The sequence below is a fragment of the Ensifer sp. ENS07 genome, assembly GCF_014852185.1.
GTDB classification, from domain to species: domain Bacteria; phylum Pseudomonadota; class Alphaproteobacteria; order Rhizobiales; family Rhizobiaceae; genus Ensifer; species Ensifer adhaerens.
The window spans coordinates 330078-342458 of sequence record NZ_JACVBE010000006.1 but is presented as its reverse complement, the minus strand read 5'-3'; the positions used below and the strand labels follow the sequence as shown (position 1 = coordinate 342458).

The 12381-nt window shown below is 58.5% G+C and carries 14 protein-coding genes and 10 pseudogenes; 14 read left to right on the top strand and 10 right to left on the bottom strand.

From position 1 onward, the window contains the following. Nucleotides 1–149: 149 nt before the first annotated feature. The 5 genes and pseudogenes from IB277_RS21010 to IB277_RS20990 all read left to right on the top strand — a co-directional run. A pseudogene (locus IB277_RS21010) lies at nucleotides 150–698 on the top strand (IS6 family transposase); the annotation flags it as partial. A gap of 47 nt (nucleotides 699–745) precedes the next feature. Next, nucleotides 746–1024, top strand: a pseudogene (locus IB277_RS21005) (PRC-barrel domain-containing protein); the annotation flags it as partial. A 114-nt stretch (nucleotides 1025–1138) separates the two neighbouring features. Beyond that, nucleotides 1139–1495: a hypothetical protein gene (locus IB277_RS21000; protein WP_226020876.1), complete on the top strand. Its 357-nt coding sequence runs from the start codon at nucleotides 1139–1141 to the stop codon at nucleotides 1493–1495. A 16-nt stretch (nucleotides 1496–1511) separates the two neighbouring features. Beyond that, nucleotides 1512–1661, top strand: a complete 150-nt coding sequence (locus IB277_RS20995) for a hypothetical protein (RefSeq protein WP_169680755.1) — start codon at nucleotides 1512–1514, stop codon at nucleotides 1659–1661. A gap of 233 nt (nucleotides 1662–1894) precedes the next feature. Continuing rightward, complete coding sequence (locus IB277_RS20990) at nucleotides 1895–2158, top strand: hypothetical protein (protein ID WP_192371550.1); 264 nt, start codon at nucleotides 1895–1897, stop codon at nucleotides 2156–2158. 55 nt (nucleotides 2159–2213) lie between these two features. Here the strand turns inward: IB277_RS20990 and IB277_RS20985 are convergent, their stop codons facing one another. From IB277_RS20985 to IB277_RS20970, 4 genes and pseudogenes are all read right to left on the bottom strand, one after another. Beyond that, on the bottom strand, nucleotides 2214–2714 hold the full coding sequence (locus tag IB277_RS20985; RefSeq protein ID WP_192371569.1) for an Hsp20/alpha crystallin family protein: 501 nt from the start codon (nucleotides 2712–2714) through the stop codon (nucleotides 2214–2216). A 26-nt stretch (nucleotides 2715–2740) separates the two neighbouring features. Continuing rightward, on the bottom strand, nucleotides 2741–3145 hold the full coding sequence (locus IB277_RS20980) for an Hsp20/alpha crystallin family protein (RefSeq protein WP_192371549.1): 405 nt from the start codon (nucleotides 3143–3145) through the stop codon (nucleotides 2741–2743). Between the two features lie 10 nt (nucleotides 3146–3155). After that, on the bottom strand, nucleotides 3156–3590 hold the full coding sequence (locus IB277_RS20975) for an Hsp20/alpha crystallin family protein (RefSeq protein WP_192371548.1): 435 nt from the start codon (nucleotides 3588–3590) through the stop codon (nucleotides 3156–3158). Nucleotides 3591–4927: 1337 nt separating this feature from the next. Beyond that, nucleotides 4928–5035, bottom strand: a pseudogene (locus tag IB277_RS20970) (response regulator); the annotation flags it as partial. A gap of 258 nt (nucleotides 5036–5293) precedes the next feature. Here IB277_RS20970 and IB277_RS20965 point away from each other — a divergent pair. Together IB277_RS20965 and IB277_RS38165 are read left to right on the top strand one after the other, a co-directional pair. Further along, nucleotides 5294–5596 carry a DUF982 domain-containing protein gene (locus IB277_RS20965; RefSeq protein WP_192371547.1) on the top strand — a complete coding sequence of 101 codons (303 nt, stop codon included), beginning with the start codon at nucleotides 5294–5296 and terminating at the stop codon, nucleotides 5594–5596. Nucleotides 5597–5938: 342 nt separating this feature from the next. Then, nucleotides 5939–6140, top strand: a pseudogene (locus IB277_RS38165) (hypothetical protein); the annotation flags it as partial. Nucleotides 6141–6216: 76 nt separating this feature from the next. Here the strand turns inward: IB277_RS38165 and IB277_RS20960 are convergent. Next, nucleotides 6217–6519, bottom strand: a complete 303-nt coding sequence (locus IB277_RS20960; RefSeq protein ID WP_060585965.1) for a DUF982 domain-containing protein — start codon at nucleotides 6517–6519, stop codon at nucleotides 6217–6219. Nucleotides 6520–6921: 402 nt separating this feature from the next. Between IB277_RS20960 and IB277_RS20955 the strand changes: the two genes are divergently transcribed. Next, on the top strand, nucleotides 6922–7284 hold the full coding sequence (locus IB277_RS20955; protein ID WP_060585946.1) for an SPW repeat protein: 363 nt from the start codon (nucleotides 6922–6924) through the stop codon (nucleotides 7282–7284). A gap of 156 nt (nucleotides 7285–7440) precedes the next feature. Here IB277_RS20955 and IB277_RS20950 read toward each other — a convergent pair. From IB277_RS20950 to gatC, 4 genes and pseudogenes are all read right to left on the bottom strand, one after another. After that, a pseudogene (locus tag IB277_RS20950) lies at nucleotides 7441–7701 on the bottom strand (transposase); the annotation flags it as partial. A gap of 54 nt (nucleotides 7702–7755) precedes the next feature. Continuing rightward, nucleotides 7756–8189 (bottom strand): annotated as a pseudogene (locus IB277_RS38160) (IS3 family transposase); the annotation flags it as partial. Between the two features lie 67 nt (nucleotides 8190–8256). Continuing rightward, nucleotides 8257–8698, bottom strand: a pseudogene (locus IB277_RS20940) (transposase family protein); the annotation flags it as partial. A 307-nt stretch (nucleotides 8699–9005) separates the two neighbouring features. Beyond that, entirely contained in the window at nucleotides 9006–9293 is a 288-nt protein-coding gene (gene gatC, locus IB277_RS20935; RefSeq protein ID WP_192371546.1) for an Asp-tRNA(Asn)/Glu-tRNA(Gln) amidotransferase subunit GatC, read from the bottom strand. Between the two features lie 86 nt (nucleotides 9294–9379). On the opposite strand from gatC, the pseudogene IB277_RS38155 reads away from it, so the two are divergent. The 5 genes and pseudogenes from IB277_RS38155 to IB277_RS20915 all read left to right on the top strand — a co-directional run. After that, nucleotides 9380–9493: pseudogene (locus IB277_RS38155) on the top strand (protein usg); the annotation flags it as partial. 150 nt (nucleotides 9494–9643) lie between these two features. Then, entirely contained in the window at nucleotides 9644–10120 is a 477-nt protein-coding gene (locus IB277_RS20930; RefSeq protein WP_192371568.1) for an Hsp20 family protein, read from the top strand. Between the two features lie 68 nt (nucleotides 10121–10188). Continuing rightward, entirely contained in the window at nucleotides 10189–10488 is a 300-nt protein-coding gene (locus IB277_RS20925; protein WP_192371545.1) for a DUF982 domain-containing protein, read from the top strand. Nucleotides 10489–10497: 9 nt separating this feature from the next. Beyond that, nucleotides 10498–10779, top strand: coding sequence for a hypothetical protein (locus tag IB277_RS38150; RefSeq protein WP_192371544.1), 282 nt, complete (start codon nucleotides 10498–10500; stop codon nucleotides 10777–10779). Between the two features lie 223 nt (nucleotides 10780–11002). Next, a pseudogene (locus tag IB277_RS20915) lies at nucleotides 11003–11146 on the top strand (SPW repeat protein); the annotation flags it as partial. Nucleotides 11147–11376: 230 nt separating this feature from the next. Here IB277_RS20915 and IB277_RS38145 read toward each other — a convergent pair. After that, a pseudogene (locus IB277_RS38145) lies at nucleotides 11377–11679 on the bottom strand (Hsp20/alpha crystallin family protein); the annotation flags it as partial. 341 nt (nucleotides 11680–12020) lie between these two features. Here IB277_RS38145 and IB277_RS20905 point away from each other — a divergent pair. Continuing rightward, the gene (locus tag IB277_RS20905; protein ID WP_058325139.1) at nucleotides 12021–12335 is read left to right on the top strand and encodes a co-chaperone GroES; all 315 of its coding nucleotides are present in this window, start codon (nucleotides 12021–12023) and stop codon (nucleotides 12333–12335) included. Nucleotides 12336–12381: the final 46 nt, after the last annotated feature.

Sequence of the window (12381 nt, the reverse complement as noted above, 5' to 3'; positions counted from 1 at the left end):
CAACGGTCAAGCCGAAGGGCAGATCAACCGCCTCAAGATGCTGAAGCGAGCAATGTACGGTCGCGCCGGCCCACAACTGATGAGGGCGAGAATGCTGCCACTGAATCACAGAAATTGAGGATGAACCCTTTCAAGTGCCAAACGACGGCTGGGCAAGGAAATTCGGGCCGGACTATGCGCGCCGACTGCGGCGGAAGGCACCGAGGGCCAGCGACGTCTGGCATCTTGACGAGGTCGTCGTCACAATCGCCGGCGAGAAGCACTGGCTGTGGCGGGCGGTCGACCAGGACGGCTATGTTCTCGATGAAATCGTCCAGAAGCGCCGCAACACCAAGGCGGCCAAGCGCCTCCTGATCCGCCTGATGAAGAAACAGGGATGCCTGCCGAAGCGGATCGTCACCGACAAGCTGCGTTCCTATGGCGCGGCACACCGTCAGATCATGCCCGATGTCGAACATCGATCGCACAAGGGGCTGAACAATCGCGCCGAAAACTCGCATCTGCCGTTGCGAAAACGCGAACGGGTGATGCAGGGATTTCGCTCAGCCCGAGGATTACAGAGCTTCTTGGCCGTCTTCTCGGCTGTGCGAAATCTCTTCGTTCCGCCGCGCTCGAAACGCACCGCCATGGCCATTCATCTGCATCGCGTCAGAGCGATCGCGCACTGGCATTCGATTGCCGGTGTCACTACTGCATGAGCGCCGAAGTTGTCCCAAATCTCGGCCCAACGAAGTTAACCTGACATCTCCGCTACAACCTCATCAATCTCAATGTCACAAACAATGCCAACGAGACGATCGGCGAGATCAAGGATCTGATCCTGTCTGAGGATCAGCTGACGGGTTACATCGCGTCGGTTGGCGGGTTTCTCGGGATGGGCGATCGCTACGTGATCGTGAGCCCGAAGGCCGTTAAAATCACCTATGTCGAAAACGACAAGAAGTGGACGGCGGTGATGGATGCGACCAAGGATCAGCTCAAGGCAGCCCCTGAGTTCAAGTACGAAGGCCGCTGGCAACGCTAATCCGGGCGACGACCAAATATGGAAAGGTTCTGGAACGGGACCTTTTCACTCGCAAGGGACCAAGAATTGATACGGAACACGTGGATTGGACAAGGCCTTTTTAGGGACGTGTTGATGGCCAAGATTTCAAAACCCGCCGCTCCGGCGGTCGGCGATACCCACGACGCATTAGGAAAGCAGATCGCGACGCTTCGCCGTGAAGTGGCAAAGATCAATCGAACGACCGGCGTGTTGGATCAAGCGCGCGAGCGGGTATCCGATGTTTACGACGGACGTGTCGAAATCGGCGGGCGGGACGGCGCAGCAAATGGGCACGCAGGCCCGGGCGGCTTTGCTTGGCGGGGTCGGCATACTCAGTTTTCCTTTTGGGGTGGTTGTTGGGCTGACTTTTTCGGATCCGTGTCGCCGTTGATATTGATGCCAGCTCATCAAAACTTGTGTCGGATAACCGCTCCTCCCTTCACCTATTAGAGGCAAAATTGCTCTCATGCAGCAAAACAACACCCTCGACCTGATCATCGGCGGCCTGGTTGTCGCCGTCATAGTCCTCGGCGTCTACCTCTATCGCGAGGAAACGAAGCCGGCCGGCGTTGAAGTCCCGCTTGACCAGAATGGCGTGTCCGTTCAGGAAAACTGATGTTGAAGGCAGAGGGGAGAATTGGCAGTGGACCAACGTTCATGAGCCGTTTCCATGGCCGCGACTATCAGCCTTGATGCCTCTAGCACACGTCCATCGGCGCCCACCGGTTCGGCGTTTCTCACCCATTTTCGATCCCATCGTTGCCACGCTACTGTTTAAAATGAGCGCTCTTGGTGGTAGTTTTGCCATTCGAGCATGCACAATGGACCGGTGTGGCCGGAAAAAGATCGATGACCGATGACAATTCGCGAATAGTCTCCGCAGAGGAGATTGCTCTCTACGATGCCATTGAACGAGCGATCGCGAATGTTCGCGCCGTTCTTGCTGAAATCGATCGCGCCTGGGTTCGCATCACTGCGGAACGGCCCAATCCGAGTGCGGCCGCTTTCGCGGCTCTGGATAGGGCAGACGCGATGCTGACCGTCGCCCGAGAAGATCTCGCCCGCGCCCGCGCTTCGCTCATGGCGTATCCCCGGACGAGACTCATGCAGTAATCGTAAGAGATGCGACGGATTTCGTCCGCCGCATCTCACGACCGTGAAGTAGATGTCAGGTCGCCTTCACCTCGATCTTCCTCACACGCGACAGCGCTTCCTCCGTTTTTGGGACCGTCACAGTCAGGACACCATTCTTGAATTGCGCGGCGGCCTTATCCGTGTCGACGCCCGACGGGAGCGGGATCGAGCGGTAGAACGACCCGTATGAGCGTTCCAACACGTGATACCCCTTCTTGCTCTCTTCCTGCCCACTCTTCTTTTCTCCCTTGATCGTGAGCGCGCTGTCCGTCAGGGAGACATCGACGTCCTTCTGATCGATTCCTGGAAGTTCCACCGAAACCTCGAGGGCACTCTCGGTTTCGGCGATGTCCGTTCGCGGCCCGCCGGTATCCCAACGCCCGAAAGCGCCGAACGGTTGATCGAACCGCTTCCAGAAGTCCTCGAAGATACGGTTCACATCGCGCTGCAACGAAAAGATGGGGTTTCCCTCGTCTGACTTCGCAATTTCGCTTCCCTTGTTATTGCCCCAGGGGATCAGATCTCTAATCTGCATGGTCAACCTCCTTTTCTCCAGACGAATTACGCCATCTTCAACTGGATCTTTCTCGCCTTGGCCGGCGCGGCCTTCGGGAGGACCAGCCGCAGGACGCCGTTCTTCTGCGATGCCTCGATACTGTCCCGATCGATATCCTCGGACAGCGTGAAGACGCGCTCATAATTGCCCGCGCCATATTCGGCGTAGATTTGGCGATAGTTGTCATGCTGCTGGTCCGTCGCGTAGCCGCGAATCGCCAGCGTCCGCTTCTCGAGCGTGATGTCGACACCCTCCGAGGCGACGCCGGGCATGTCGACGAGAACAACGACATTGTCCTCTGTCTCATAGATATCGGTGCGCGGGACAAACACCGGGCGCGAATGGGTCGGTTCGCCACCGTCAAGCTTGCTTGGGGTCCGGCGCTCGGTCGTTTTCAGTTCCTGAGCCATGTTTGCCTCCTTATCCTTTGATCTGGATCTTCTTCGGCCGATCCGTCTCCGGCCGGTGCAGTTCGACTTCGAGTAGCCCGTTGGTGAAACGCGCCTCGACCTGTTCCGGATCGACGCGGAAAGGCAATTGCACCGTTCGTGAGAAGTTTCCGTACACTCGCTCGCGCCGGTGCCAGACGGATTTCTCGTCCTCCGCCGGGGATCCGCGTTCGCCCGCCAATGTCAACGTGTTCTCGCGAACCGTAAGATCGACATCGTCAGGCGCGATCCCAGGCAATTCAGCAGTCACCGCCACGCTGTCTTCACCCATCCAGAGGTTGACGGGTGGAAACTCCTGGGCGGCTTTGGTTGTCATGTCGGACAAGCGCCGATTCATTTCCTGCTGCATGCGCCGCATTTCCAGAAACGGGTCGAACCCGATGCGGCCAAAATCCGATACCAGCATGTGCATCCTCCTTCGTTTCCTAATCAGCCATGTTGCTTGCGACGTGCCAAGCAAGTGCATGCCGGAGGCCGAATGGATCGGAGGCGGTCGGGACGACACGATGAGAAGACCGAGACGGTCGATCGCACAGCGCGCTAACGCAAGAAGGCGGGGGTCGGGCAGATGCCGGACCATATCCTCCTTGCGAAGTGATATGAACCGAACCCGGTCCAACGCATGAGTGGACCATCGTTCCCGTGCCAGGACCCGAGTGGGGCATCCGGCAAAAATGAGGTAGGTGAGCAAAACGCGCGTTTCAAGAGCCGACGTTGCTTGAGAATAGATCATTCTTTGCTCGGGCGGCCTCTGATCTCACCGAAACGAGCGGCCTGGCTTTTGCGCTTTGATCGCTTACTGGGCAGTGCCTCGATCAGCTTCTCCGTAGCTCGCGGGGACGTGATCGAGCGCTCGGGCGAGGCCGTTCTGGGTGGAAGTTCGGGCTCTTGCCTCTCGGCGAAGGCTATGGCCGCCTCTCGTCAGGGGAATTTAAGCTCGACCTGGACCAGCGTATGATCCCCTCCTGTGTAGCCGACCAGCGCGTTCAAACAACAGCCGCCTCGGTTGCCGACGCGCGCCGAAGTTCATGAGGGAGCGCCAGGCCGGAAAATTCGTGCCGAAATTCACCCCCTCAGCGATGCCCGATTGGCGGGAAACCTCATTGGAAGGTTGGCGTTTTCCGCCAGCCGACAATTCAACTGGCTAAGGTTCGTCTCCTCGTTTCGAGCCAGAAGCTTCGTCATCGACGCTTCTCGTTTGAAAGAGGCCGGTCGAGGCCTCGGGGCCCAGATTTCATCGAGCCGGCGAAGCGCACCATGACGGCATCGAAAGTCACAGGAGCCGCGAGGGCTTGGAAGAGCAGACGGTCCACTTGTAGACCGGTTCCCTGTCGTGATGCCAGCCTCCAACAAATATGGCCGTCATGCCGTGTGAAGACGTGTGAGCGAGACGAGTGCCGGGGCCGAGCCTACCCCGGAACGAGATCAATCACGGGGAAAATTCAAGGCTTGCGCGCGTGCCAGCGGAGCTCGTAGCGCACGATGCTTTCAAGACTCGTCGCCATCGCGCGAACGATCTTGCTGGCCAGCCGGTCCCCTTCGCATCTCCTTCGCCATTCCAGCCTATCCCGTCGTCCTCGACGACCAGCACGGCGTTGTCCTCCCTTCGAACGAGGCGAACCCGTTTTCGCCAATGGCTCGCGATTCGTAGGCATACTTGAATGCGTTGGTCACAAAGTTCGGTCACAACACCACCAAGCGAGACGGCCTTGGAACCTGCATCACCGAAAAGAACAAGCCGAGCTAGCGGATCGCATGGGCGAAACCGTCGTAGTCGACGGGCTTGGTGATGTAGACGTTTGCGCCAAGATCATAGCAACGTTGGATTTCGCGCTGATCGTCCGTGGTGGCCATGGTGGGCTTCCTTCGTCAGGGTTCGTCCCGACCGGTTCTTCTGTGCGAAGATCGTCGACTGTCAAGGCGCAGGCAAGGATACCCGCGCCTACACCGTGAACCGGGTGTGTTGAGGGGGTAGGCGGCGATCTGTTCGCTCGGATCGTTAATCGACGTCGACATGTGGTGGGTTGGAAGACTTGAAATCTGCTCTGTCTGCGCCGATATTTTCTTCACTTCTTTTTCATCCGGCTTGAATGCGAAAGGAGGAACATCATGCTCAACCCGGAATTGGTTTTGATGACTCCCGTCACCGTCCAGATGAAGGACGGGGCGTCTCAGGTCTTCACTTCTGTCAACGACGTGCTCGATTTCCTCGAAGGGGATTGGGCCATCTATCGCGGCAGAAAGTACAATCGGGCGGTTCAAACATGCCGCCGCGCCCTAAACCGAGTGACGCCAGTCGCCATCGCGCGAGAAGCGTTTATGGACGCCTGCCAAGACGCGGGAATGTCGACCCGTGCAGATGGACTCCCCGGGGCGAAGACGGGTACCGGCGGTCAACGCTCGCTTACCTAGAATGGCTGGGCTGGGGCACTTCTTAGTGCCCCAGCCTTTCGAGCATTCGCTCCGGCGCACCGGAGCAATTCGCCATCACCCTTAAAGCGTTCTGATAGAGCCGCCAGACGCGATGTCCGGGCAGTTCGGTTGATCGTGTCAGGCCCACGTTCGCCTTTACGGCCCCTGGGCCACCGTGCGGACGGAGGGTGCGGGGCGTAGATCTCGTCACTCATGGTTGGCTGCCCCATCACAGTGACAATCGGGCTCTTGAAGATCAGTTTCCGCAAAAATACGTCGTTTCGACGCCGCCCTCGACGGGTGCGGCCTACCTGCCTGCCGTGCGACCACCTGGGTCCGCTCGTGAAGAAAGGACGGTTGATCCAGGCACTAGCGGACTGGTGTCCCTCGTCCTGGAGATCACCTCTACTATCCGAGCCGCCGCTTGGCATCGCCTGCCTTCGCGCTGCTGCTGCTGGTTGAAGCTCTGCGCTATCGATGGCTTCCACGGGAGGAAAGCGGTTTCGGAGGCAGGCTCACTGCCGCCCGCGCCAGCCAACCTTGAAAACCACGCAACAAGCGCTGCTTACCGCGCTCGCTAGAGAGGCCGCGAGCGCGGCCCCCCACTCCAGAAAGCCGGTTTACGGGTGCACTCGACCGCCGCCCGGCTTGGCCTTGATCATCCAAGGCAACACCGCAGGAGCTTTCACAAGGATGCCCTTCTTGTGCGCAAAGGAGCGGAGCGCGTCGCGCGCCACCTGAACTGGTTTGTGGCCGTCATGTGCCAGGTAGCAGGTCTTCAGCGTCGCGTCATGAATGATATCGCGATCTCCTTTGGACCACTCCTCGAGGAAATCGATCGCGTCGTCCAGGTTTGTGATTTCGAGGACCAGATCCTTCCTTTCACGCAGGTAAACTGGTCGGTCAAACATCTTCGTGTGCATTTCCACCTCACTGAATTCGTTGGTTTTCAACAAGGAAAGCGCTTTTGGATGGCGCCCGCCAAAGATTTATTCTCGCGGCTTGGCGAGTTCAAGGGGTGGAGTGTGCATTATGCATCCACGCTTATATGCGAACTCAAAGGTCCGGGGCGGACCGCGGGTTCGAGAGCATGGCCGCGCTCTTTCGTCGCGGGCTTTCCTCCAAGGGTGTTCCGCCACTGTTCGCCTACGCAAAGATCGTCGATCTGCCGAGACAGTCGATCACAATCGCCTTAGTCGTGGTAGCTGCAGCCCACGGAGATAATCGGGCTCTTGAAGATCGTATTTCGCGAAATTACATCGTTTCGCGCAGCGTGCACAGCACGCGAGAACACCGTCGATCAAGCTTCATTCGTGGAGGTTGTCATGGAAAATGGACTGATGGAAAGCAAGAAAGCACAGGATTGGCTCAATCTGGTTCTCGCAGTCGCCCTGTTCGTTTCACCTTGGGTGCTCGGCTTCGCCAGCGAAACCATACCGGCGTGGAACGCATGGATTGTCGGAATCTTGCTCGCCGCTCTGGCGGTCGCCGCGCTGTCGGCGTTTGCTGAGTGGGAAGAGTGGTCGAGCCTGGTGCTCGGGGTCTGGCTGATCGTCTCGCCCTGGCTGCTTCAATTCGCGGCGAACATGAACGCGATGTGGACCCACGTGGTCCTTGGAGCGCTCGTCGCCGCCGTGTCGGCCTGGGCGCTTTGGGACAATCGGCAGAACCCGCATGCCCACGCATGATCGAGAATTGGAGTATGGCCCGCCGCTTCAGCGGCGGGCTCAGACTGCTGACAAGCCCGTCGATATTTTCGGCGGGTTTTTGTTTTGGGGTTTGCGCTGTCGAGTGGATTGCGGCGGCTTGTATGTGTCGTCGCGGCGCGCCGGGCCTTGGGTGGGGCCCTGGTCAGGACCATAGCGATGATCGTGAAGCTGCTTGGCGTCGGCAAACGAGCGCTCGACCGTCTCCTTGCGGCGTTTGTAGATCGCCTTGCCCCAGGACGTCAGGCGGTTGGCATCGGTGCGCTCGCGGGCATCGGCCCAGACATGACGGGTGACGGTGCGGGTCGCAGCGGCGTTTGATGTGCAGGCGGCCAACAACGGGCAGTCGCGGCAGATCGCCGGGTCGGAGCGATAGTGGCGATAGCCGGTGCGATCGGAATAGGTGGCCGGCTTCGTTTCGGAATCAGCGGCCGACTTCACCGGAATGCGCACTGAGCACCACCGAAGGTTCGACACTTCGACCGCAACACGGCCATCATGGCGGCGGGCATCGATAGCACCGGTATGGCGCTGAAGAAGCAGCCCATGCAGCTTGATCACTCGATAAACGCCCTTGGCATTTGGCCAGGCACGCCCCTCGTTGGTGGCGTTTCGAGCAAAATAGCGTGAACCCGGCGATAGCCGCAGGTCGGCATGTCGGCGATGATCGCTTTGATCCCTTCAACCAGTCCCCGATCAGCAAGCGGCGGCCGTCCACGGGCTTTGGAAGGGATCTGCCTTGCACGTTCTGCCATGTTTGACCGGGCAACACCCAAAGTCTCGCACACCGCCGTCACCGCGAAGTGCTTCGGCAATGACAGCGAGCGCAACAGATGTTTTTTTGGGCCGGTGGCAATTTCGAGCGCTTCCTTGAGAATTTCGCCTTCTCCGAACAGGACAGACCCTCCTTGTGCAAGGCATGCACGGCATCGAACACCCTCTGCTGTGATTGTCGATGAGCGTGCCGCACCCGGCCCCGTAGCGCCAGGATCGCCGCCAGCTCCCTATGCCAACGACCCGGATCGTGGCGTCGCAACGCGCGAGCGCGGCATCGCTGACAGCCATGCCGCCGAGCCTTCGCATCAAGTGCTCGCCAGGACGACCGCCGGCACTGTGGCCGAGCAGACCGACAATCTCTGAGACCCTCCGTTGTCCGGCGCGCATAAGGGGGAGCATTCGTCGGAAGTCGATCGGTAAACGTTTGTCGTTGACAGTTCGGGTGTGCGCACCGCCAGCGGCTCAACCGAAGCTTAACCGTTACTGCCTTTCCTTGGACCGGCAGATCCTGAAGGCTCCGGTTGGACCAGCCATGCCGATTTCGAGTCCTCCGGCCGCAATCAGGGCAAATGCCGAACCCTGGACAGGCAGCGGAAACAACCCAACTGTCATCAGGCAGTGGGCGCGACACCCAGAACTTTTGCACCTGGGCCGGGCGACCATTTCGTGTTCGTGTGCATCCCCGCCCATAGCGGCATCATGTCTAACGGTGAGTGAACCACAATTTGAGGAAGAACCTGATTAAGTGCAAAACGACAGGACCTTCGCCATGACACATCATTCGATCACAAACGAGATCGGCAAGCTTTCGAAGCATCGGATGTGGGCCGGAAATCTCAAGCCGCCAACACGCGCCACGCAAAGGGGCGCATCGTTTGTTGCGATCGCCGGCCGTGAAATGCTCCAAAGCCTGCGGCTGTCTGTGCTTACTCGAGAATCTTGGGGACCAGGAAGAAGTTGCGCTCACTGAGAGGAGCATTCGCCACGATCTCTTCGGCATGATTGCTTTCGGTCACGACGTCCTGGCGCATTTTCATGGTTGTTGGCACAACCGAGGTCATCGGAGGGATGCCTTCGACATCAACCTCCAAAAGTTGCTCGATGAAGGTCAGAATTTCGTTCAGCTCGCCACACATTTTTTCAGCCTCGTCTTCGCTGAGTGCGAGACGGGCAAGGCGGGCAATACGTCTAATGGTCGCGATATCTATCGACATAGGCTCCGTCCGATTTAATGGCTTCCGTCGCTTGCGCAAGATTTTGCCGATCTGAGCCTTCTGCCGCTCACACTGACTGCCTACCAGAAATCTGGCAAGTCAATCTCGACGGCCCGCTGCATTCCGTTCGCTATACGCATTAGTGCCTGATCCGGCCGAACGAATGGCGCCGTATTGGAGGTGAGTTCAAGCTGCACTGAGATTTGCGAAAATTCTCCAAGGCGGCACTTGAAGCCGGATTTCACAAATACCAGATTATTTGCCGCCAGCCGCTGACAACAGGGCTGGCAATGCTGGAAGCGCCGTCTTTCGGCGCTCCATATCCATGTTGCTTTCAGGAGGATATGGCTATGGCAACATCTTACGACTACACGCCTCTCTTCCGATCGAGCGTTGGCTTCGACCGGCTCTTCAATCTTCTGGAAAACGCCCAGCGCGACCGTTCGACCAGCGATTGGCCGCCCTATGACATTGTCAAGACGGGTGACGACAGCTACCGCATCTCGATTGCGGTTGCCGGCTTCGCCGAAGGCGACCTGGACCTAACGTTCCAGACCAATCTTCTCACCGTTATTGGCAAGAAGCAGGATTCTCCGTCCGAAGCCTATCTGCACCGAGGCATCGCCCACCGCCCGTTCGAACATCGTTTCGAGCTCGCCGACCATGTCACGGTGCGTGGAGCGGGACTGAGCAATGGTCTGCTGACCATCGATCTCGTCCGGGAAATTCCGGAGGCATTGAAACCGCGCAAGGTCAGTATTCAAAGCGGTTCCGTTCTTGGAAGGTTGGACGCCGCGCCGCAGATCGAAGCCCAGAGCGCGGCGTAAACGAAAACATCGGATGGGCGCCGTTTCGATGGCGCCCATGGACACACCGGGTTGGAAAGGAGAGAGTTATGAAACCCGATATGTTCAAGAACCCTGTGCGAATTCTCGTCGGTCTTGGATTCCCGACGGAAGTGAGAAGCGTGATGGACGCTTACCGACATCTGGTCGAGTGGCCGATATCGCTCAGGGATGGTCCGCATTCGGTTGCGCTCAAGGCATGCCGTGCTGCCTTGTGCGGCGAGATCGAAGCTGAGACCGCACGCGGCTTGTTTGCCGCCTTCGCGGAAAAGCACGATCTGCTGGCGCCGGAAACTGACCTCGTCATGGCGTATCATGCGAGGTGGAGCAGGAAGCCGCACCTAAGCTGAGGTGAACCGATGATGGACGATATGTTTAAGCAGATTGCCGCAACTGCCGTGAACATCGGACCGGAAGTTCTAGCATCTCACTGGTCGCCGTTTCGACGTCCAATGGATGTGGTGAAGGCTCCTGCACTTTCTGTCGATGATAAACGGGCCATTCTCGCCGCGTGGTCTTCGGACTTTTACGCGATAGATTCGAAGCCAGCTCTCCGTCATATACCAGGAACGCCTGAGCCGGTTTCAATCGATGAGGTTCGGTCTGCCCTGCGAGAGCTCGATTCGCGGTACGATATCTGACGGAGTTATCTGGCGCCTGCTTCAAAGCCTTGCCAGCTTTCCGACGGGCGATTCTCATATGAGGCGGCCCGTCAAAGATATACGGACTGGGAATTCAGTTCCCATCGAAAGAATGCCTTCTTCAGACGGCACGGTGCCAGCTTTCGCTTTTCATTAATGTTCCGGCGGCCGCTTTTAGGCCTGGAGGAGCGGTAGGCGGTGGTGCGGTTGAGGCATCTTCTCCTGGCTGATGGTCTCGCCTTGGCTGCTTCAATTCGCGGCGAACATGAACGCGATGTGGACCCATGTGGTCCTCGGCGTGCTCGTCACCGCCGTGTCAGCCTGGGCACTCTGGGACTATCGGCGGAACCCGCATGCACATGTATGATCGAGAAAAAGGAGAGTACGGCCCGCCGCTTCAGCGGCGGGCTCCTCCGAAAATTGGCGATGCCGATCGATGCGCCGATCGCGCAGCAACGGGGATTGAATGGTAGAGCTTGCCGGCGAATATCAACGAAAACTAGGGACGGCGGCTCCTGTCGTCTACGACGGTGCAATTCAGTTTCTGTCGCTTTGCGTAGGCAATGGCGGCATCGCGGATTGGGAAATGCAGTTCAAAGCGGCGACCTTGTCCTCATCGACTTGGCGACCAAGGGACAGCCGCCGTTTGAAGCGCCCGTAGTAGCGCTCGCTGAACCGGCGATCCTTGTCCTCAGTCTCCGATTTGTTCTCGCCGCGAAGCGTAAGCACGCCATCTTCCAGCAGCACCTCGATGTTGTCTGGATCGACGCCTGGTACCTCCGCGATCAGGCGGATTTCGTTGTCATTCTCCTCGATTTCCACGTGCGGCCACGAACCATTGAAGGGCGACGTGCCACCGAGCAACGATGGCGGGCCGAAGCCGCGGAAGACTTCGTCGAAACATAGGTACGAGGGAGCGCCAAGAAGCTTGGGGCTCCCGGACTGGTGTCGACCCACCTCGGCGTCGATGAGAATGAGGTGGGGATCATGATGCCTTGCGTCAAGAGGCAGCCACACCCTCCAACCACCAGCGACGTGAAATAGTCTCATGAATTCATGCCGGTAGCACTCGATGGGGTAGAGTGCTAAAAAATTTCTAGTTCCCTCTTGAAACTCGAAAAGACAAAAACCAGATCGATTTGCGCGCGATGCCGAAAGGGTCGGCGCGCCCCGCGTCGGTTCGCTCCGAATGCGGCGCCGAGGACCCGTTGAAAAATCTGTTTGTCGATGAGGAGAGCGAAATGACGTTCCGTCCCTTGCATGATCGTATCCTGGTTCGCCGCATCGAGGCCGAGGAAAAGACGGCCGGCGGCATCATCATCCCAGATACGGCGAAGGAAAAACCACAGGAAGGTGAGGTCGTTGCCGCCGGCCCGGGTGCGCGCGACGACAGCGGGCAGTTGCGACCGCTCGATGTGAAAGTGGGTGATCGCATTCTGTTCGGCAAATGGTCGGGCACCGAGATCAAGCTCAATGGCGAGGATCTGCTGATTATGAAGGAATCGGACGTGATGGGCGTGGTCGAGATCGACGCCGTAGCGAGAAACGCAGCCTAGTGCCGATCCGGACTTGCCAGACAAGGAATGCTGCCTGAGGAAGGAG

Coding starts and splice junctions, on each gene's coding strand:
- IB277_RS21000 (WP_226020876.1), top strand. CDS start 1,139: ATGGCCAAGATTTCAAAACCCGCCGCTCCGGCGGTCGGCGATACCCAC.
- IB277_RS20995 (WP_169680755.1), top strand. CDS start 1,512: ATGCAGCAAAACAACACCCTCGACCTGATCATCGGCGGCCTGGTTGTC.
- IB277_RS20990 (WP_192371550.1), top strand. CDS start 1,895: ATGACCGATGACAATTCGCGAATAGTCTCCGCAGAGGAGATTGCTCTC.
- IB277_RS20985 (WP_192371569.1), bottom strand. CDS start 2,714: ATGCAGATTAGAGATCTGATCCCCTGGGGCAATAACAAGGGAAGCGAA.
- IB277_RS20980 (WP_192371549.1), bottom strand. CDS start 3,145: ATGGCTCAGGAACTGAAAACGACCGAGCGCCGGACCCCAAGCAAGCTT.
- IB277_RS20975 (WP_192371548.1), bottom strand. CDS start 3,590: ATGCTGGTATCGGATTTTGGCCGCATCGGGTTCGACCCGTTTCTGGAA.
- IB277_RS20965 (WP_192371547.1), top strand. CDS start 5,294: ATGCTCAACCCGGAATTGGTTTTGATGACTCCCGTCACCGTCCAGATG.
- IB277_RS20960 (WP_060585965.1), bottom strand. CDS start 6,519: ATGCACACGAAGATGTTTGACCGACCAGTTTACCTGCGTGAAAGGAAG.
- IB277_RS20955 (WP_060585946.1), top strand. CDS start 6,922: ATGGAAAATGGACTGATGGAAAGCAAGAAAGCACAGGATTGGCTCAAT.
- gatC (WP_192371546.1), bottom strand. CDS start 9,293: ATGTCGATAGATATCGCGACCATTAGACGTATTGCCCGCCTTGCCCGT.
- IB277_RS20930 (WP_192371568.1), top strand. CDS start 9,644: ATGGCAACATCTTACGACTACACGCCTCTCTTCCGATCGAGCGTTGGC.
- IB277_RS20925 (WP_192371545.1), top strand. CDS start 10,189: ATGAAACCCGATATGTTCAAGAACCCTGTGCGAATTCTCGTCGGTCTT.
- IB277_RS38150 (WP_192371544.1), top strand. CDS start 10,498: ATGATGGACGATATGTTTAAGCAGATTGCCGCAACTGCCGTGAACATC.
- IB277_RS20905 (WP_058325139.1), top strand. CDS start 12,021: ATGACGTTCCGTCCCTTGCATGATCGTATCCTGGTTCGCCGCATCGAG.